Source organism: Bacteroides pyogenes (assembly GCF_014196225.1).
GTDB lineage: Bacteria > Bacteroidota > Bacteroidia > Bacteroidales > Bacteroidaceae > Bacteroides > Bacteroides pyogenes_A.
Genome location: NZ_JACIDI010000005.1, coordinates 117,590 through 138,858 on the forward strand (window position 1 = coordinate 117,590; position 21,269 = coordinate 138,858).

The 21,269-nt window shown below is 45.7% G+C and carries 15 protein-coding genes; 9 read left to right on the plus strand and 6 right to left on the minus strand.

All coding sequences use genetic code 11. From position 1 onward, the window contains the following. Positions 1-42 precede the first annotated feature (42 nt). From GGR07_RS04825 to GGR07_RS04845, 5 genes are all read left to right on the plus strand, one after another. On the plus strand, positions 43-2,085 hold the full coding sequence (locus tag GGR07_RS04825; protein WP_034542381.1) for a putative porin: 2,043 nt from the start codon (positions 43-45) through the stop codon (positions 2,083-2,085). After that, positions 2,078-2,905 (plus strand): transporter substrate-binding domain-containing protein, encoded by an 828-nt coding sequence (locus GGR07_RS04830; RefSeq protein WP_021645128.1) that lies wholly within the window; start codon positions 2,078-2,080, stop codon positions 2,903-2,905. Before GGR07_RS04825 ends, GGR07_RS04830 begins: the two co-directional genes overlap by 8 nt. Positions 2,906-3,155: 250 nt before the next feature. Beyond that, positions 3,156-4,142 (plus strand): Gfo/Idh/MocA family protein, encoded by a 987-nt coding sequence (locus GGR07_RS04835; RefSeq protein ID WP_034542382.1) that lies wholly within the window; start codon positions 3,156-3,158, stop codon positions 4,140-4,142. A gap of 127 nt (positions 4,143-4,269) precedes the next feature. After that, positions 4,270-4,710 carry a nucleoside deaminase gene (locus GGR07_RS04840; protein WP_034542384.1) on the plus strand — a complete coding sequence of 147 codons (441 nt, stop codon included), beginning with the start codon at positions 4,270-4,272 and terminating at the stop codon, positions 4,708-4,710. 73 nt (positions 4,711-4,783) lie between these two features. Next, a complete protein-coding gene (locus GGR07_RS04845) occupies positions 4,784-5,599 on the plus strand; it encodes a hypothetical protein (protein ID WP_034542385.1) in 816 nt (271 codons plus the stop codon). A 108-nt stretch (positions 5,600-5,707) separates the two neighbouring features. Here the strand turns inward: GGR07_RS04845 and GGR07_RS04850 are convergent, their stop codons facing one another. After that, entirely contained in the window at positions 5,708-7,306 is a 1,599-nt protein-coding gene (locus GGR07_RS04850; protein ID WP_021645132.1) for an OmpP1/FadL family transporter, read from the minus strand. Positions 7,307-7,327: 21 nt separating this feature from the next. Then, positions 7,328-8,653, minus strand: a complete 1,326-nt coding sequence (locus tag GGR07_RS04855) for a hypothetical protein (protein ID WP_034542474.1) — start codon at positions 8,651-8,653, stop codon at positions 7,328-7,330. A gap of 156 nt (positions 8,654-8,809) precedes the next feature. Between GGR07_RS04855 and prmA the strand changes: the two genes are divergently transcribed. Then, the gene (prmA, locus tag GGR07_RS04860; RefSeq protein WP_021645134.1) at positions 8,810-9,661 is read left to right on the plus strand and encodes a 50S ribosomal protein L11 methyltransferase; all 852 of its coding nucleotides are present in this window, start codon (positions 8,810-8,812) and stop codon (positions 9,659-9,661) included. On the opposite strand, the gene GGR07_RS04865 is transcribed toward prmA, so the two are convergent. Both GGR07_RS04865 and GGR07_RS04870 read right to left on the minus strand, forming a co-directional pair. Next, positions 9,654-10,526: a glycoside hydrolase family 25 protein gene (locus tag GGR07_RS04865; RefSeq protein ID WP_039972547.1), complete on the minus strand. Its 873-nt coding sequence runs from the start codon at positions 10,524-10,526 to the stop codon at positions 9,654-9,656. The two genes, prmA and GGR07_RS04865, sit on opposite strands and share 8 nt — an antisense overlap. A gap of 131 nt (positions 10,527-10,657) precedes the next feature. Beyond that, positions 10,658-12,304: a diphosphate--fructose-6-phosphate 1-phosphotransferase gene (locus GGR07_RS04870; RefSeq protein WP_034542387.1), complete on the minus strand. Its 1,647-nt coding sequence runs from the start codon at positions 12,302-12,304 to the stop codon at positions 10,658-10,660. A gap of 322 nt (positions 12,305-12,626) precedes the next feature. Between GGR07_RS04870 and GGR07_RS04875 the strand changes: the two genes are divergently transcribed. Continuing rightward, the gene (locus GGR07_RS04875) at positions 12,627-14,843 is read left to right on the plus strand and encodes a patatin-like phospholipase family protein (protein WP_021645137.1); all 2,217 of its coding nucleotides are present in this window, start codon (positions 12,627-12,629) and stop codon (positions 14,841-14,843) included. 145 nt (positions 14,844-14,988) lie between these two features. On the opposite strand, the gene GGR07_RS04880 is transcribed toward GGR07_RS04875, so the two are convergent. Together GGR07_RS04880 and GGR07_RS04885 are read right to left on the minus strand one after the other, a co-directional pair. Next, positions 14,989-16,656: a formate--tetrahydrofolate ligase gene (locus GGR07_RS04880; RefSeq protein ID WP_021645138.1), complete on the minus strand. Its 1,668-nt coding sequence runs from the start codon at positions 16,654-16,656 to the stop codon at positions 14,989-14,991. Positions 16,657-16,729: 73 nt separating this feature from the next. Further along, positions 16,730-18,826, minus strand: coding sequence for an outer membrane beta-barrel family protein (locus GGR07_RS04885; protein WP_021645139.1), 2,097 nt, complete (start codon positions 18,824-18,826; stop codon positions 16,730-16,732). Positions 18,827-18,958: 132 nt separating this feature from the next. Here GGR07_RS04885 and GGR07_RS04890 point away from each other — a divergent pair, with 132 nt between their 5' ends. After that, on the plus strand, positions 18,959-20,449 hold the full coding sequence (locus GGR07_RS04890) for a sensor histidine kinase (protein WP_021645140.1): 1,491 nt from the start codon (positions 18,959-18,961) through the stop codon (positions 20,447-20,449). Positions 20,450-20,462: 13 nt separating this feature from the next. Then, the gene (locus tag GGR07_RS04895; protein ID WP_034542388.1) at positions 20,463-21,176 is read left to right on the plus strand and encodes a response regulator transcription factor; all 714 of its coding nucleotides are present in this window, start codon (positions 20,463-20,465) and stop codon (positions 21,174-21,176) included. Positions 21,177-21,269: the final 93 nt, after the last annotated feature.

Consider the following 21,269-nt stretch of genomic DNA (forward strand, 5'->3'; position numbering starts at 1 on the left):
GTTCTTGGCTTTTCAATTTAAGTAAGTATCTTTGTCTCCATTATGAGACGAATCTTACTGATATATACATTACTTTCCGTTATGGGAGCGACCGCAATCCGCGCTCAGATCAACCCCGCCCGAAGGCAGATCGACAGGAACGGACGCGATCAATACGGAAATCAGGTAGACCCTTCCACAATACCGGAGAATCTGGACAGCGCAAATGTAGAGATACAAGGTCTGCCCCCCAAACTATACATGTGGCGCATCAAGAACGAACTGGGCGACCGGGTTATGATTCCCGCCGACACCGTTTACCATCACTTCCAGAACACGAATCTGACCGAAGGTATCAAGGGGCACTACAATTATTTGGCCAATTTAGGCTCTCCACGCATATCGCGCATCTTTTTCAAACGGCGCGATCCGCAGCCCGGCATCTTCATCGAGCCGTTTTCCGGCTTCTTCGTCCGACCCGAAGAATTCAATTTCACCAACAGCAATGTGCCGTATACTAACCTGACTTATCACAAGGCGGGAAATAAAGTCAATGGCGAAGAACGATTCAAAGCGTATTTTTCGGTCAATGCAAACAAGAGGCTGGCCTTCGGATTCCATATAGACTACCTGTACGGAAGAGGATATTACAACAATCAGAGTACCGCATACTTCAACGGGGCAGTGTTCGGAAGCTACATGGGCGACCGGTATGAAGCGCAAGGAATATACAGCAACAATTACCTGAAAACGAATGAAAACGGCGGAATTACGGACGACAGATACATTACTTCTCCTGAAGAAATGGCCGAAGGTAAAAGAAGTTATGAATCGGTGAACATACCTACCGTGCTGAATGCTTCCACCAACCGGAACCATGCTTTTTACGTTTTCCTCACCCAACGCTACAAGCTGGGGTTTAAGCGCGACCTTCCGAAAGCGGAGAACGACACCACACCCGCACAGAAAGAGTTTGTTCCGGTTACGAGCTTTATTCACACACTACGAGTCGAGCGGTCGCGGCACAGCTTCCACATGAACGATAACGTAAAAGACTACTTCCGGAACACTTATCTCGATCCCGGCAACACGGCGGTAAACGACAGTACGGTTTACGTCGGTGTGAAGAACACTTTCGGCATCGCTCTGCTCGAAGGATTCAACAAGTATGCCAAAGCAGGGCTTACGGCATTCGTCTCGCATAAGTTGAGCAGATATTCGTTGATGGGCATCGAAGCGCAGAAAGCTGATAAATACAATGAGAATGAAGTATATGTGGGCGGAGAACTCTCCAAGCGCGAAGGACGAGTATTGCATTATCACGCCATTGGCGAAGCGGGAGTAGCGGGAAAAGCCATCGGACAATTCAGCGTGAAAGGAGATATCGACCTCAATTTCCGGCTGTGGAAAGATACCGTCAGCCTGATTGCGCGTGGGGAAATCAGCAACCGGATCGCTCCGTTTTATATGCGCCACTACCAGTCGAAACATTTCTGGTGGGACGATGATATGGATAAGGAATTCCGCACCCGCATAGAGGGAGAGCTGAGCAGCGAACGGTGGAAAACCCGCATCAAGGCCGGAGTGGAGAACATTAAAAACTTTACGTACTTCAACCGGCAAGCGCTGCCCGAACAAAAGAGCGGAAGCATCCAAGTGGTATCGGCAACCCTTCAGCAAGATTTCAAATTAGGAATCTTCCATCTCGACAACGAGGTAATCTGGCAGAAAACAAGCGACGGAGATGTGCTTCCCCTGCCCGACCTCTCTCTATACCACAACTTCTACATGCAGTTCAAGCTGGCAAAAAAAGTACTCAGCGTTCAGTTGGGCGCCGATATGAGGTACTTCACCAAATATCATGCGCCGGCCTATATGCCCGCCATACAGCAATTCCATCTGCAACCGGAGAACGACCGGGTGGAAATAGGCGGCTACCCGATGGTGAACGTATATGCGAACTTCCACCTGAAGCGCACACGTTTCTACGTAATGATGTATCATGTAAATCAGGGTACAGGGCGAAAAAATTATTTTCTGGCTCCCCATTATCCCATCAACCCGCGTCTGCTGAAGATCGGACTATCGTGGAACTTCTATGATTAAAAAGACATTCAGATACCTGTTGCCTGTCATCCTCATCTCAGGCGCCATTTTCGTTTTCCGCTATTGCGGCAAACGCGAAAAGCCCGTCGCCGGGCATCCCCGCGATTATGCAGCCATCGCCGAAGAAGGAATCTTACGCGCGGCAACCGAATACAACTCGACCGGATTCTTTGTCGACCGCGACACCCTCTCCGGATTCTATTACGACCTGATACAGGCGTTTGCCCGCGACAAAGGGCTGAAAGCCGAAATCATCCCCGTGATGAGCTTCGAACGGTGCATGAGAGAATTGAGCGAAGGGAAATACGACATCATCGCCAGCAGCATATTGGCAACCAGCGAACTCAAAGATTCACTTCTTCTGACCACTCCCATAATCCTCAACAGGCAAGTGCTGGTACAGCGCAAACCGAAAGACGAAAACGACTCGCTATACATCCGCAGCCAGTTGGATCTGGCAGGACGAACGCTGCATGTGGTAGAAGGTTCTCCCTCCATCCTTCGCATCCGCAATCTGGGAGACGAAATAGGCGATACGATTTATGTCAGGGAAATCGAGAAATACGGTCCCGAACAGTTGGTTTCGCTCGTAGCGCACGGAGACATAGACTATGCTGTTTGCGACGAAAGCATAGCCAAAGCCTTATCCGATTCGCTCCCGCAAATAGACATAAACACGGCCATCGGTTTTACACAATTCTATTCGTGGGCCGTCAGCAAGCAATCGCCGGTTCTTCGCGACAGCCTCGACGCATGGCTGAGCAAATTCAGAAAAGGGAAAGAGTTTCAACGTATCTATCGGAAATATTATTATAAATAAGCCCTTGCGACAAAGAAAAAAACACGGCTTATTTTACAGAATCTACAAGCTGTTGTAAAACATTATTTCGATTGCTCCAACAGAGCCTCTGAATCAATCGGATAGAGCTTCTGACGCCCTCTGGCAGAGGCTCCGTTGGGGGCAAACAGAGGCTCTGTTGGAGCAATACTTCCGGTCAGTAAATAATCAATAAAGTTGCTCTAAAAGAAAAATAATTATATCTTTGAACTTTGTTAGAAATAATGAGAACATGAGCGAGAAGATTATCAAATGGGGATTCATAGGTTGCGGAGAGGTGACCAAGACCAAGAGTGGCCCCGCTTTCCAAAAAGTAGAGCACTCGGAAGTTGTGGCGGTGATGAGCCGCAAAGCGGCAAAAGCCAAAGCCTATGCCAAGGAGAGAGGCATTCCCAAATGGTATGACGACGCGCAAGAACTGATAGACGACCCCGAAGTCAACGCCGTATACATAGCGACTCCCCCCTCATCGCATGCCACCTACGCCATCATGTCGATGAAAGCGGGCAAGCCCGTTTACATCGAAAAGCCGATGGCGCAAACCTACGAAGAGTGCACCCGCATCAATCGAATCTCGCGCGAAACGGGAGTACCCTGTTTCGTAGCCTATTACCGCCGGTATCTTCCCTACTTCAGGAAAGTAAAGGAATTGGTGGAAGACGGAGCTATCGGCAACGTAATCAACGTACAGATTCGTTTTGCCCAGCCTCCGCGCGATTTAGATTACAACTGCGAAAACCTCCCTTGGCGTGTGCAGGCGGACATTGCCGGCGGCGGTTACTTCTACGACCTCGCTCCGCATCAGATCGATCTGCTGCAAGACATGTTCGGATGTATACTCAAGGCGGGGGGCTATAAAGCCAACCGCGGCGGACTATACAGTGCCGAAGACACGCTAAGCGGCTGTTTCCAGTTCGACAACGGACTGGTAGGAAGCGGATCATGGTGTTTCGTGGCACACGATTCCGCACGCGAAGACCGCATCGAACTGATCGGCGACAAGGGAATGATCTGCTTCTCGGTTTTCACTTACGACCCCATCGCCTTGCACACCGAACGCGGGCGCGAGGAAATACGCATCGACAATCCGGAACATGTGCAACAACCTCTGATACAGGCCGTAGTAGACCATTTGCTCGGAAAGTCGATTTGCTCCTGCGACAACGAAAGCGCTACTCTCACCAATTGGGTGATGGACAAAATACTCGGAAAGCTGTAAGCCCCGCCGGCTATCGGGCGCATCATGTCCGGAATGAGGAAACACAAAGTTCCAAACAAAACATAACCTATCCCGACACTTAAAAACAAACAAACTTAAAGACGCAAACAACATACTTTTTCGCACCATGACCAAAGAAGAATTGATGAGGAAAGCAATTGAGCTTTCCTATGAAAACGTAGCGAACGGAGGCGGCCCTTTCGGAGCAGTAATTGCAACCAAAGAGGGAGAAATCATCGCTACGGGGGTCAACCGGGTTACTTCTTTATGTGACCCTACCGCCCATGCCGAAGTAAATGCCATACGTGCCGCAGCCGCACGCTTAGGTACTTTCAACCTCAGCGGACATGTAATTTACACCTCATGCGAGCCTTGCCCCATGTGTCTGGGAGCCATCTATTGGGCCAGATTGAATAAGATATACTACGGAAACACCAAAGAGGATGCCAAGAACATAGGGTTCGACGACTCCTTTATCTACGGTGAGCTGGCAGTGAGTGCCGCCGACAGGAAACTTCCATCCGAGAGTTTGTTGCACGACGAAGCCATTACCGCTTTTCAGAAATGAATGGTTACAGAAAATAAAATAGAATATTAAATTCTATAATCTCCCTATTATTAACTAATTAATATCTCATTAAATGAAAACAAAAAAAATTTTAATGTTCCTGACATTAGGAACTTTGTTTGCATGTCAACAAAATGAGCCACAAGAAACGACCAATGAGTCCCTCAAGCTCTTTGTTACTGTTGAAAACGACGAATTAGGCGCACTCACCCGTTCGCTCGGTATGAATTACTCTCTGGGGAAAAACGCTTTTTCTGCCGGAGAGGTTCTCTCTGTCGCCGCAGCCAACGAGGACTTCCTCCCGTACACCATAGGGAAAGACAATTACCTGTGGAACAATATGAAAACAACCAATCAGAATGTAGAGCTCGCCGCCCACTATCCTGCTGTCGATAACCGACAGTTAAGAGAAGAGCGTATCCTCGAAGGAGGTGCAGAGTACCTGTTCGGAACCACAGAAGTAGCTCAGGGAAGCTCAAACGCAGCTCTCAGGATGAAGCGAATGACCGTTCCTGTCGTTCTACTCTCTGAAAACGGCGAACCATACAATGGTAACGCTAAAGTAACCCTCCACCTTCAGAACGAAGGAGTCCAGAACCTGAGAACCGGATTGATACAAGCTGCTCCAAACGCGCTGAAAGAAGAAATCGAAATCAACAAGTTCTCTGACGGACCTATAACAAACCTTATTCCGCAAAGACTTGTCAAAGGACAACGAATCGGTACGGTAGCGTACGGAGGAATAGAGAAGAACATCTTTGTCGACCAGAACATCTCTTTAAGCTCGGGCAATATGTTAAGCATCCGTTTGTCCGAATACACCAATGACATTATTATCGACGGAAGCATCCCCTTGCGCAACGAGCCTATACGCAGAAGAAACCGATAAATGTAAAAGATACCTGTAATCAGAAATCCCCGGAGAAGCTATAAACATTTAGCCTTCCGGGGATTTTCTTACACACAAAAGTTTATATTGAATTGAAACTGCCGGATATTAAAAGCGCATGCCGAGCGTAAAAACTACCTTATGATTATCGTTAGCGATCGAAGTGCCCGGTAGATCTTTATGATCGAAAGCGTAGAAGTCTTCCTTGTAATTGCTATACTGGTAAGCCATATCGGCATAGAAAGACTTTCCGCGATATCCGAATCCTAACGTGTAATTATTGGTAGAGCCGGGATTCGAGAATTCAGTATCCGTGCGTACGGAGTTGTTCGGAAGTCTTTTAAACGTCTCTACACCCGATTTCATGGAGGCAGTGACATGATTATACCCTAAGCGGACAGCGAATTCAGGCGCAACCTTCCATTCCATGCCGGCGCGAAACGTATGAACTCCCTTCATCATGCTGCGTATGTCATCTGTCTGTCGAAGCCTGTTGCCATCCGAGTCATTCAATTTGGCGGATGAATAATCGCTATACTCATATTCAACCCCGATAGCGGCGTTACTGCCTATGGTATAGCCTGCATTTACATTAAACTTCCACGGCGTAATCAGATGATACTCATATTCACCATCCATCCCGTTGCCATACTTGTCAACCACCTCTTTCACACCATGCGTATCCTTATTCAGGTTGTAGTCGATGTAAGCATTGTTATACTCTTTCAAAGAAAAGAAAGTAGGCGTATGTACCGAAGCCCCGATGCGGAATGACGAATACTCTATAGGGCGCCAGATAAAACCGAGCTTGAAATCAACTCCGTTTCCATCCACCCAAAACTCGTTTCCAAGATCATAACCGCCATGTTCTTTGCCGTCGGCTGCCAGAAAGTCTTCTTTGTAAAGGCTCGTACGGCGGTAGTCCACGCTATACGCTCCGATGGTGGCGCCCAGATAAAAACGGTCGTACAGGTTAAACGCTACATTGAAGTCGTACGAATGCAATCCTCCCCTTTCACGGGCCGTATACGCTTGTATGACCTTATCGCCTGCTTGCCTATAAGGAGCATAATGGTGCAAAAACTTATTTCCTTCTTTATCTTTGGCTTCTACAGGATCCACCAAATAAGAATTATAACCTAAAATACCAATCCAAGGTAGCTTTGGATTGAGATAAGCATCTTGGGCCTCCAAATCCTTTACAGGATGCGGATGTACCTTTTCCATATCATCAAAAGTCAATATATCTGCGATAAAATCCGTTTGAGACTGTTCGAACACTCCGTTCATCACCACATTCTTATCAAAAGACTTCATGCGGTGGTAATTGAAAGCGAAGTTTACATAACGCAACGCAGTAGAGTTTCCCTGCTTCAGGGAGAACACAAATCCCGCATTATCAAAAGAACCGTGGAACTTGTCCACTTTAGCTCCTCCCGCATCCTTGGCTCCGGTGTTGTTAAATCCAAACGACGCCATCACCTCATTACTGCGATAAATACCTATGCCTGCGGGGTTGGTTCCTACAGTCGATATATCTCCTCCTAAGGCGCCTAAAGCTCCTCCCATACCAACGAACCGTGCCGTTCCATTCAAATCCCGGCCCATCCAGCGATTGGCATCATAGATAGTAGTCTGCGCGCCTACCTGCGCACAGATGCCCAAAAGCAGGGCACCTGCTACAAATATTTTATTCTTATTTCTCATAACTATTCTTATTTTTGGAATCTATCTTCTGGTACTTCTCAAGGTGCCTCCGCTACTGCTGCCGGACGAACGCGACGAGCTTCCGCTTGAGTAGCTGCTGCGGGAACTTCCGTCATAAGAAGACGACGAGCGCGAAGAACCGCTTGAATAACTGCTGTTGCCCGAACTTCTGCTGTAAGAACCTTCGTTGTATGACGAAGAACGGCGGGAGCTTTCTCCGCTACTGCGCGAATATGAACTTGATCTGCTTCGCGAGTATGAGCTCGAACTTCCTCGTGAGTATGACGGGCCTCTATCTCTGACACTCGTTCCTACACTGCCTCTCGACGTTCTGCTTCCCTCATCCGTCACAGGAGAGTAACCTCGGGTACTGCTCGGACGGGTGTAAGTAGAAGAACCCCGGCGCGTGCTTTCCATTCCCGAGCGGCTATAAGTACCTGTTCCCTCCGAACCGGACACACGGCTGCTGCTTCCGTTGCGAGTACCTACCACTCTTCCTGAAAAGGTTCCATCCCGGCGAGATGTGGCTTGATATCTGGAAGAGCGCACATCACCGCTACGATCGGAATAGTATGAAGACCGGCCGTTGCTGTAACGCGAGCGGCTGTTCGCATTGTAAACGCTGCGGCCTCTGTAGTAATTGCCTCCGTACCAACCGTAATCATAATAATGATGCCCCCAGTAGCCGTCATACCAGCCACCCCAATAGCCCGGATAATGCCACCGTGAGTAGTAAGGATATCTCCATGAGTAATAAGGATAACCCCATCCATAGTTCCATCCCCATCCGTAATTCCAGTTCCAGCTATAAGAGCGGTAGCGCCAGTCCCACCAGAGAGGATTCCTAAAGGTCGGGAATGCATAAGCATACAAACCGTCGGTATATACATTCCAGTCCCATGAGTTAGGTCCGTAAACCACTTCCCAATAAAGCGGACTACTGATACTTATGGCAAAACGCGGATTGCGAAAGCGAATGATCCGTTCAGCGTACTCATAATCGTCTCGCGTCCCGGCAAATTTGCCGGTCACCCACTCTCCTTCCAGCTCCGGACGTTTCTTTTCTTTAATATACAAAGTATCGTTCTCTACCGCGAAGTCGTTGTCATGCGATTCATAACGACGATTATATTCATCTACATTCCGCGTATTCCCATTCCGGTCCCGAATCACGACCGTAGTACCCGGGGCTGTGTAGATGTTGGCTCTAACCTCTTTCTTCACCGGAGTTTCTTTCTTTTCTTTCTCCTTGGAAGGTACAAAGTAGAGGTCGTCATCAACGCTTTGCGCCATCAAGCCTATCGGAAAGCACAAGGCGAATAGCAAGGAATAAACAATCTTTTTCATATCATCTCGGTTTATATAATTAATGCAAGCCTTTTTATTCACATTACAAAGATACTGAAGAGATTCACCACCTTAAGGAGATTTTCCCCAAAGGATAATAGGGGAATCCCTATTTCTAATTATATTTGCACATTATTTACCGGAATTAAAGAAACGATGAAATACTTTGAATTCATATTCCATACAGAGCCATGCACGGAAACCGTGAATGATGTGTTGGCGGCAGTTTTAGGCGATGCAGGCTTCGAAAGCTTTATTGAGAATGACAACGGATTGACCGCATATATCCAACAAACACTCTGTAACGAATCTGCCATCGAAGAGGCGATAAAAGATTTTCCTGTCCCCCACGTACGTATTTCATACACTTTTACCGAAGCGGAAGACAAAAACTGGAACGAGGAATGGGAACAGAACTTTTTCCGTCCCATCGTCATCGGCGACCGTTGCGTGATTCACAGTACATTCCACGAGGATATTCCCAAAGCTGAATACGACATTGTGATCAATCCGCAAATGGCTTTCGGAACAGGGCATCATGAAACGACAAGCCTCATCATCGGAGAATTGCTGGAGAGCGAACTGAAAGGGAAATCGGTATTGGACATGGGGTGCGGCACTTCCATCCTTGCCATCCTTGCCCGGATGCGTGGCGCACAATGTTGCACAGCCATCGACATCGACGAATGGTGCGTAAGAAATTCGCTCGAAAACATAGAGTTGAACAAGATAGACTCCATCGACGTTTTGCAGGGAGACGCTTCATCATTGACGGGTAAAGGTCCTTTCGACGTTATTATCGCCAACATCAACCGAAATATTCTTTTGAGCGACATAAAGCATTACACAGCTTGCATGCGTTCAGGCTCCGAGCTATACATAAGCGGTTTTTATGTGGAGGACATTCCGCTTATCCGCAAAGAAGCAGAGAAACACGGACTTTCGTTCGTTCATCATAAAGAGAAAAATCGCTGGGCAGCAGTAAAGTTCATTATGGCTTCTATTTAAGAAGCAATGTTTCCAACTCTTCCAGAGTACCGTTGTAAACATTCAAGTCTACCTTTTTCTCTATTCCCGGTACGGTAGCCACATCGGTGTGTTGCCAGAAGTGCCATTTACCCTCATATTTCACCGAATCCTGGTAATAGTGAGCAATCCAATAAGGGTATGTATTAAACACGGAGTCGTTAAGATAACGTTTTTTAAACTTGTAAGAAGTATAAAGTATCGGTTTCACTCCGTAGTGAGCTTCTACATGATCCAACCAACGCTTTATGCCTTGCTGCAATTCACTTTTTTCTTTTTTGCCGGTTACTTCGACATCGAGCACCGGAGGCAAATCTCCCGGTTCGAGACGGACGGTACGGATAAAAAAATCGGCTTGTTTCACGGCATCGGTAGCGGGAATATAAAAATGATATGCACCGCGTATCAACCCATAATTGCGGGCATTTACAAAATTGGCGACAAAAGTACTATCGCCATAGTCACCGCCTTCCGTAGCTTTCATAAAAACGAAATGCAAAGGAGCTGCCGTATTTTGATTCTGCAAAAACTCTGCCCAATCTATCTTCCCTTGATAATGAGAAATATCCACTCCATGAACACTATAGCCGTAAGGCACGCAAACTCCATATACTTTCCGTCCGTAACAAGGCTTCCAGCGATAGGCATAAGGACGAATAAAAAAATAGTAAAATACGACCGACAAACAAAAAACCATCAGCATAGCCAGCAAATTACGCTGCCATACAGGCATGGAACGATTCGATCTCTTTTTCTTCGAGGACCGACCGGACTTATAGTACCTCTTTCGCTTGTTGGCAGTACCGGCTCTTTTCTTCCGAACAACGGAAATAGACGAAGAAGACAAGTGATTAACGGTTAATGGTTAAATTGGACATAGATAATGAAGCTAAATCGGGAAAATGACGAACGGCGAACAAGCCGACACGGAAATATCCCATGTGTTCATTGCTCACCGTTCGTATTCATGCTATATTATTATTTAGCTTGCTCCAACTGCAAAGTTTTAGTAGGTTGGTCGCAAACTTCTGTCGGACCAAAATACTGTATCGGACCCGGATATACATAATCCGTTTCGGCTGCCCAGCGATCACGCTGTGCGGCAAAAGCCTTGAAAGGGGCTGCATCCAATCTTACCAGAGCTTTCTGGATAACCGGCTTCATTTCACCGTGGCGACGCTCCATATTCATCATCATCGTAATAGGTACACCGCCGGCAAGCCATTCGGCAGCAGGAGCCGTTGTGTTGCGCACCGACGACATATAACCCGTTTTACCATCGGCAATCAGCATAGAAGCCGTATATCCCAGAGAGTAGCAGTAATCGGCATCGAAATTAGACGGAGCGGCGCAACGTCCCTCATACCCGAAGAAGTGATGTTGGGCAGCAAACTTGCCTACATACTTGCCCGCCTTCTTCCATGAGTCCAACTTGGTAGCCACCATCTCCGACAAGAGTTTTTCCGTCTCGATGAGCGATACCTGAACGTTTCCGTGAGGGTCGCGATCCAGAGTAAGCTGACGGGCTACCCCATCCGGCAGACTGGCATATATGGCCGAATTCTCGGGAGACAATTTGCTGATAATATAGTCACGTTGGTGCGAACGTTTGATGTGAGAGAATTCCTCTGAATTTTTGGCCAGGAAATCGTTCAATTCGGCAATTAAGCGTTTCATGGCCGGAATGAATTCTACCAAACCTTCCGGAATCAATACTGTACCGAAGTTGTTTCCTTGGGCTGCACGATCGGCTACAACCTGAGCAATGTAAGTCACCACATCGTCCAATGACATATCTTTCTGTTCCACTTCTTCGGATATGATGCACACATTAGGCTGAACCTGCAATGCACATTCCAAGGCAATGTGAGAAGCCGAACGCCCCATCAGCTTGATGAAGTGCCAGTATTTACGGGCAGAGTTACAGTCGCGTTGGATGTTGCCGATTACCTCGGAATACGTTTTACAAGCCGTATCAAAGCCGAATGAAGTCTCAATCATATCGTTCTTCAAGTCGCCGTCGATCGTTTTCGGACAGCCGATTACTTGTACGCCATATTTTTTAGCAGCGTAATATTCAGCCAATACGCAAGCATTCGTATTGGAATCATCACCACCGATAATCACCAATGCTTTGATGCCCAGTTGCTTGATTATCTCATATCCTTTTTCGAACTGCTCTACGGTCTCCAACTTTGTGCGCCCCGAACCGATAATGTCAAAACCTCCCGTATTGCGGTATTCATCGATAATATCTGCTGTCAGTTCCATGTAATTATGGTCTACCAAACCACCGGGACCGAGAATAAAGCCATATAGTTTATTGTCTGCATTCAGTTTCTTGATACCGTCGAACAAACCGGAAATCACATTATGGCCGCCCGGAGCCTGTCCGCCGGAAAGAATGACACCGACATTCATAGCAGTCGATTTAGCAGACTCACCTGCTTCAAACGAGATCAACGGCATTCCGTAAGTGTTAGGAAATAAAGCCTTGATAGCTTCCTGGTCGGCAACAGATTGAGTAGCGGCACCTGCTACAGCCTTAACATTTCCTGAAGCCAAAGCTTTCGGAAGTTTGGGCTGATAAGCAGCCCTTGCGATTTGCAATGCACTTTTTGTCATTTTCTCTATTAATTTATTTAAAGGTGTTAGTAAGATTCTTGCCTAAATTGAAAAGCGTTGCAAATTTCGCATTTTTTCGTGAATTACGAAAGAGAAGCCTGATTTTATTTTGCTTCATGAAAATACGCGAACCCTATTTTTAGGAAAAACGCATTTTTGAGTCCCCCAAAAACATTAAAATGCTTGACGATTGACTATGAGATAAGTGTTTTGTAAAATACACACAATTAAGAAATCCTAATTATATTTAGATGAATTTTGCCGAATAAACAAATTATCTCTTATTTTTGTATTTGTAAATTCTATACTAACAAATATTCCGATGAAAAAACATTTTCTCCCAATTGTTCTTCTTATCCTCTGCACTTTGAATACTTGCTCTGTACATGCTCAAGAGAAGCGCAAAAAGGTAGCTGTGGTATTAAGCGGAGGAGGAGCTAAAGGAGTTGCCCATATCAAAGCTTTAAAAGTAATTGAAGAAGCTGGTATTCCGGTTGATTATATTGTAGGAACAAGTATGGGTTCTATTGTCGGCGGACTTTATGCCATAGGTTATACTCCCGAACAGTTGGACAGCATGGTGCGCAAACAGAATTGGACATTTTTGTTAAGCGACCGCGTAGAACGAAGCGCTATGTCGCTTACCGAACGCGAACGGTCGGAGCAATACGTGCTCTCGTTTCCCTTTATGAAGAAACCGAAAGATGCCGTATTGGGAGGTATTATTAAAGGGAAAAACCTGGACAATTTGTTTTCGGAACTCACCGTGGGATATCACGATTCTATCAGTTTCGACAAGTTGCCGATTCCTTTTGCATGCGTTGCAGCCAATGTGGTTAACGGCGAACAGGTTGTGTTTCGCGATGGAGTGCTTTCTACTGCTATGCGTGCCAGCATGGCGATTCCCGGAGTTTTCACGCCCGTAAGGAAAGACAGTATGGTACTTGTCGATGGCGGAATGGTAAACAACTATCCGGTAAACGTGGCCAAAGCAATGGGAGCCGATATCGTGATAGGAGTCGATGTGCAAAAAGACTTGAAACGGGTATCTGAACTCAACAGTGCTTCCGACATTTTGGGGCAGATTATCGATCTCGCCTGTCAAGCCAATCACGATAGGCATGTAGATCTTACCGACGCATATATTCAAGTAGATGTGGAAGGATATTCATCCGCCAGCTTTACTCCCGAAGCTATCGACTCGTTGATGAAAAGAGGAGAAGAAGCCGCACGTGCCCAATGGCAGACGCTTATTGCATTGAAGAAAAAAATCGGCATATCCGACACCTATGTGCCCAACCCTCGCCCTCCTTACTCCTTGCTTTCCGATACTTGCACGCTTTATGTGAGCGACATTACATTTTCCGGTATAGAAGAGAGCGATGAAAAATGGTTGCTGAAAAAATATAAATTGAAAGAAAACAGCAGAATTAGCAACCGCCAAATAAAACAGGCTTTACTATTGTTGCGTGGAAGTAAATCGTACTCTAACGTCAGCTATACACTGACCGAAGAACCCGACGGTTATCATCTTGCGTTTTTACTGGAAGAAAAATACGAAAAGCGCATCAATCTGGGCATCCGGTTCGATTCGGAAGAAATAGCCTCCCTGCTCGTGAATGCTACGGCGGATTTCAAAACTCCCATCCCATCCCATCTTTCTCTCACCGGCAGATTGGGAAAACGCTATGCCGCACGCATAGATTATACCCTTGAACCGATGCAACAGCGCACTATAAACATTTCATATATGTATCAATACAATGATATTAATATATACAACAAAGGAGACCGGGCCTACAATACGACCTATAATTATCATTTAGGAGAATTGGGGTTTTCCGATGTCTGGTACAAAAATTTGCGTTTCGGTCTCGGACTTCGTTTCGAGTATTACAACTACAAAGATTTCCTATTCAAAGAGCCGGCGTTAAACGAAGAGAACGTGAAATCGGAACACTTCTTAAGCTACTTTGCTCAAATATATTATAATACATTCGACAAAGGATATTTTCCCACAAGAGGAAGCGATTTCAAAGCCACTTACTCGGTATATACCGATAATATGGTGGAATACAACGACCATACTCCATTCTCCGCCTTAATGGCTTCATGGACCAGTGTCATTCCTGTCACAAGACGCTTCTCCGTCACACCTTCCATCTATGGGCGTGTACTTATCGGGAGAGAGATTCCCTATTGGGTGAAGAACGCTATCGGAGGGGAAGTTTTCGGATTTTACGTTCCCCAACAACTGCCTTTTACCGGAATTACAAATTTAGAAATAATAGACAACACCATCTTAATATCTTCTCTTAAGTTCCGTCAACGGATGGGAAACATTCATTATCTGACATTGAGCGGTAATTACGGGCTGGCAGACAGGAGCTTTTTCGACATATTGAAAGGAACACAATTATACGGTATAACAGCCGGTTACGGAATAGATAGCATGTTTGGCCCATTGGAAGTATCTTTGGGATATTCTAACCGGAGTAAAAAAGGCGGTTTTTATATCAACTTGGGATATTACTTCTAATAAAGAGTGATGGATACTGAATCAAAGACAAATCGAACAAAGTCCCATAAATCAGTATCCATCAAACTATTATAAACAGGTAAGGTTTTAACCAAATAGTAATCTTCTCATTGTTCTAAAACCCTGTCCAGAGTTTTAAACACTTTTAACTCAACCCCTCTATAACACCATCCACAATATCCATATGCAATGCTTGCGGATTTTTGGGCAAGCCCGGCATACGGACGATTTCTCCTGCAATGGCTACAATCATTTCGGCACCATTATTGATAACAAGGTCTTTAATATGGAACTCAAAATTTTCCACCACTCCATATAATTTCGGATCGGCAGAAAAAGAATACTGGGTTTTTGCTATACAAACCGGAAAATGGGCGATTCCCATCTTTTCAATTTGCTTGATACGGTTACGTGCCGCGACACTATATGTCACTACACTTGCGCCATAGATGCCAATCGCTATTTTTTCAATCTTCTGCTCTACGCTGTCTTCTTCCTTATAAGTAAACCGCAAAGGCTCCGAAGGACGATTTTCTATTGTATCCGCTACCAGATGTGCCAGCTCTACAGCGCCTTCTCCGCCTTCGATAAAAGCATTATTCACGGCAAAGCCTACTTCCAGTCGCTCGCAATGTTGGCGCACCAACTCGATTTCCTCATCCGTATCACAAGCAAAACGATTATATGCCACCACAACCGACTGTCCGAACTGCCGGAGATTATGAACATGCTTGTCCAAGTTGCGCAATCCTTCTTTCAAACCTTTCATATCCAGCTCTTTCAAGCGATCGAGACTTACGCCTCCGTGCATTTTCAACCCCTGGGCCGTAGCGACGATCACCGTCAGGCACGGACAAATACCACCCTTACGGCATTTGATGTTATAGAATTTCTCAGCTCCCAGATCTGCCCCGAATCCGGCCTCCGTAATCACATAATCGCCAAAAGTCATAGACATTTTGGTAGCAAGAATGGAGTTGCATCCATGAGCTATATTGGCAAACGGTCCGCCATGTACGAAAGCGGCAGTGCCTTCGGTTGTCTGCACCAGATTAGGATGAATGGCATCTTTCAGCAACACGGTTATGGCTCCCGCTACTCCTAAATCTTTCACCGTAAACGGTTTGTCGTCGAACGTGAAGCCGAGCAATATATTTTCAATCCGGCGACGCAGGTCGGGAATATCTTTTGCAAGACATAGAATAGCCATGATCTCCGAAGCAGAAGTAATATCAAACCCCGACTCTTGCGTAATTCCGTTCGATTTAGGACCAAGCCCCACAACGGTACTTCGCAAAGATCGGTCGTTTACATCCAACACACGCTTCCAGAGAATTTCCTTCAATGCAAATCCTTTCGCCTGATTATGATACAGATAATTGTCCAGCAATGCGGAAATCATATTATGGGCGGAAGTGATCGCATGAAAATCTCCCGTGAAATGCAGGTTTATTTTTTCCATCGGCAACACTTGCGCGTAACCTCCTCCCGCAGCGCCGCCTTTCATTCCGAAACAAGGTCCCAGAGAAGGCTCGCGTAAAGCCACAATCGCTTTCTTCCCTATTTTGTTCAATCCCAACGAAAGACCGATAGACACTGTGGTCTTTCCGATTCCTGTCTTTGTCGCCGTGATGGCAGTCACCAATATCAGCTTGCTCTTTTTAATTTTCTCTTCATCAATGAGATGCTCCGGGATTTTAGCCACATAACGGCCGTAATTCTCTACTTCATAACGTGGAATGCCGATGTTTTCGGCTACCTGCTTTATTTTCTTCAGCTCAATGCTGCGAGCAATTTCAATATCCGACTTCATATAAAATTATGTTTTTGATTTAATAATGAAGTGCAAAAATAACAAATCCTCGCAAAGTTTCAAGCACAACTAATTATTTAAATCGCGAGGTGTCCACCTCTTCTCTCTTTTTCTCCTTATATCCGCCGAACTTATATATTGCCGAGAGTCCCAGTTTGCGTGTGCGTTGCGAGTAGTGATTGGTTACGTGCTGACGTTCGAAACGGATGCGGGGAGAAATCGTGCTCGTGTTGAATATATCGTCGCAACTGAAAGTCAACAACAGCTTCTCTTTGCATAAAGCATATCGCAAGGAAGCGTTTAAGTATCCCGAGCAAGGAAGGTCGTATATACCCTGTATCGCTCTGTTCTGATAAAACCCGCTTAAGGTAAACTTTATATCGGGGCGTGCAGAAAGCGTAAAGGTGTTGTTCATAGTCAAAACAAAAGTATAGAGCTTGCGATCGAAAGAAGTATCCCAGAAATCACTATCTTTTTGACGATAATACAAACCGATAGCGGTAAAACGGGAGTTGAGCCATTTTTTTATTTTCACCGGGACGGCCACCACCATGCCTGCCTGCCGGCTAAAGTCGAAGTTGACGAATTTATAGATTTCGGCCAAGCGTTCGGGCGATTGATAAAGCGTTTGCATGGCTTTGTCTTTGGTATGACTGTAATAGAGAGAAAAAACATACTTATTTTTAAGAATATAGTTAAAGCTCGTCTTATAAGTGGCTTCAGATTTCAGCAGCGGGTTACCCTGAATTTCCGAATACGAATCGAGATAAGATGTTGCCTCCTGAACGCTCCAATAGGCAGGATATTTCTTATCGCTACTGACAGACAGTTGAAGCACCTGCCCGGGCGTTGGAATATAAGTCAGATTGGCGGTAGGATAGAAACTCCATTCATTCCATCGATCGGTATGATATTTTTCCATAGCCAGAGACATATTCGCCGTAAGTTTCTTGCCGAAACTTTTACTCCAACCGGCATATATATTCAACGTCCGTTCGTGCCGGCGCGATTCCATCTGATTGCCCGGCAGAGGAGTAAGGGTTTCAGGATCATAATAATGCTGGTAGCTTCGATCCAGAGTCGTTGTATAAACAGCCCCGTAATTCACTCTCCACCCTCTTCCCAACGAATGCTCCTGTCCGGCATACAGCTTCCATAAATTAATACGCTGATTATCTTTACTTAAGAAATACAGGGTTTGCGTTCCCATTATGCTGTGCAACAATTGGGTCCGCGGCGAAGTATAGTAGGTAAAAGCGCCTCCCGCCTTCATTCCAAAAGGGGTCTGATAATCCAATTGCACATTGTGAAGTTTGCTGTCGCTATCCTTGTTTGTGGAAGAGCGTTGCACTCCCGACGTCTCGGCCCGGCCTTTGGAGTCGGTAAAGGAGCCCGTATATATCAGGCTGAGTTGATGGTTCTTGGAGAAGGTATAATCCGATCCCCAACGAATCCGGTGCGTATTGTAGCGGTTCGTGGATAAGTTCTTCAGGTCCATGGTATGCACGGAGCCATCGGCAAGGGTATGTATCGCTTCTTTGTCCGTCTCCGTCCTCCCCCGTCCGTAAGAATAAGAGTAAAGAAGATCGGTAAACAATTTCTTCTTTGAGAAAAGAACGCTTACCCTTTCTTCCAACGATTCATAATGTTTTTGATAATAGAAAGAAGCCAATTCCCCCTGTAGCAGATCCTTCTGTTTCGTGTTCGATTTTAAAACAAGGTTAATCATCGGGCCGCGCACCTGATAAGAGGCCGGAGCAGCATACATCACTTCGGCCTTTTCTAATCTGCCGACAGGTATGGTCTTTAAGAAATGGTTCAAATATTCGCCTGATAAAGCCGTCACCTTGCCATTGATAATAACTGCCACCTTTTGTCCTGCCAAAGTCAGCATTCCGTTTTGTTCCACTACCCCCGGAAGATTTTTCATTGCGTCAAAAGCATTCTCCACCGGCAAACCGGCGACCAATTGAGGCAAATCGTATACCAGTTTCCCTTGGTCTGCCCTTACCAGAGGGCGTTGGCCGGTTATCATCACCTCAGGCAATGCTTTAAACAGACTGTCCGTATAAGCAAGGTTTAAACTGTCAGCCGTCTCTTTCTCCTGTTGAGCCGATAAATTGAACTTAAATCCGCAGAGAATCAAAAATAACAGAACAACTCGTTTCATAATAATATAAAAGTTTGGTTTTCACAAAATTCGGAAGAAAAAGTAAAACGTCGGGTTATCAATACCTTATCTACTGTTATTTAGTCTTATCAAAAAGCGGAAAAGAAAGAGTTTCTTCTTACTTTTGCAAGTATGAAACTGCCACTCAGACATATCGTTATTTCAGTTGTCGGTTCATTGACGATTATCTTAAGCTATCAGGCCTATTGGCTGATAGGTTTGTATCGCACCATGAAGTCCGAAATGATAAACAACATCAGAGGTGCCATGCGCACCAGCGACTTCAACGAGATTATCCTCAGAATAAAAGATATGCAAACGCAGAATCAAAAGCACGGCTCCATATCCGTTTCGACAGGATATGATGAAAAAGGAAAGAAAGTCAGTATGGTTGCGTATAATAATTCAGACAGTACACAAGCCAAAGTAATAGCCTATAGGCAAGAGAATATCTCCGACAGCGTAAAACCTGTGGCGGGGATTCAGACCAACAAGGGGCTGAGCCTTTTACTAAAAAAACACGACTCGCTGAAAGAGTTGTCCGACTACATTCAGCAAGGAATACATTCCGGAATCGATCTATATCATGAGGTAAACCTGCAACGGTATGACAGCTTACTGACCGATGCCCTGTCGGAGCACAACATCGACATTCCACACCGTACGTTATTGCTGCGCAACATACACACAGCAAAATCAGACAGTACACATACCGACACGCTGGGCATGGCAGGCAACAGCGACTATATTCCCACAAGCAAGGCAGTAAGATACGACTATTCGTATGACTTACGCAGGAACTACCGCTATCAACTCGTATTAGAGCCTGTCGACTCTATCGTTTGGAGACAGATGACCGGTATTCTTATCACTTCGCTCATTACTCTTCTTATCGTAGGCTTCGTATTTTGGTTTCTCATATATATGCTTCTCCGGCAGAAAACACTGGAAGAAATGAAAAGCGACTTTACCAACAATATAACACACGAGCTAAAAACACCTATTGCGGTGGCTTATGCCGCAAACGACGCTTTACTCAATTTCAACCAAGCCGAAGAAAAAAGTAAAAGAGACGCGTATCTGCGCATTTGCCAACAACAGTTGAAACGACTAAGCGGACTGGTGGAACAAATCCTCGCAGTGAGCATGGAGCGACGCAGAAATTTCAGCCTGCATTTGGAAACAATCGCATTGAAAGAACTTATTGAGCCGCTAATCGACTTGCACAAGCTGAAAGCGGATAAAGAAACAAATATAGCATTGGATATAACACCCGGTTCGCTTACTGTTACGGCAGACCGAAACCACCTCGAAAACATCATCAGCAATTTGATGGATAATGCGATAAAATATTCGAAAGAAACGGCAGAAGTGTCGATCAGATGCTATCGGCAGGATGATAAAACGACGATCAGCATTGCGGATAAAGGAATCGGAATTTCCGCCGATAAGCAGAAACACATTTTCGATAAGTTTTACCGTGTTCCGACGGGGAATGTGCACGATATAAAAGGATACGGATTAGGGCTTTACTATGTCAAAACAATGATAGACAAACATGGAGGCAACATCACGGTAAAGAGCGATCCCGGTAAAGGAACGACATTCATTATTGATCTATAAAACTCAGAAGAGCATGGGAAAACAATCGATTACGGTATTATTGGTGGAAGATGAGCCGACATTGGCCATGATCATCACAGACACACTGACAGAAAACGGTTTCATCATACACGCTGCTCCCGACGGAGAAAAGGGGTTGAGAGATTTCTTCCAACTTCGTCCCGATATTTTAGTAACCGACGTAATGATGCCGCGAATGGATGGTTTTGAGATGGTACGCCGCATCAGGCAAACCGACAAAAAGACGCCGGTGTTGTTTCTGACTGCCCGCTCGGCCATCAATGACGTAGTCAAAGGATTCGAGCTCGGAGCCAATGATTATCTGAAAAAACCGTTCGGCATGCAAGAGCTGATTATCCGCATCAAAGCTTTGTTAGGAAAAGCTTTCGACTCCGCCGCCGAACAAACTCCTTCCCGTTTCGAAATAGGAGATTACTTGTTCGACCCCACAGCGCAAATGCTGCAACACAGCGAAATGAAGCAGAAGTTGTCGTACAGAGAGTCGGAGATACTGCGAAAGCTATGCGAAAACCGCAACCAAGTGGTCAATGCGCAAGATGTATTGCTCGATCTCTGGGGCGACGACAGTTTCTTCAATTCCCGGAGCCTGCACGTCTTCATCACCAAGTTGCGCCACAAGCTCTGCAAAGACGACCGAATACGCATCGTAAACATACGGGGAATCGGCTACAAATTGCTTGTAAACGAAGCGGAATCGTTTTTATAAACAACTTGCGAATCATTACTTCAATATCGTACGCCAAACGATCGCTCACATCTTGCAAATCATGACTCCGGAAGTTTTTATTGCAAAGGAAGA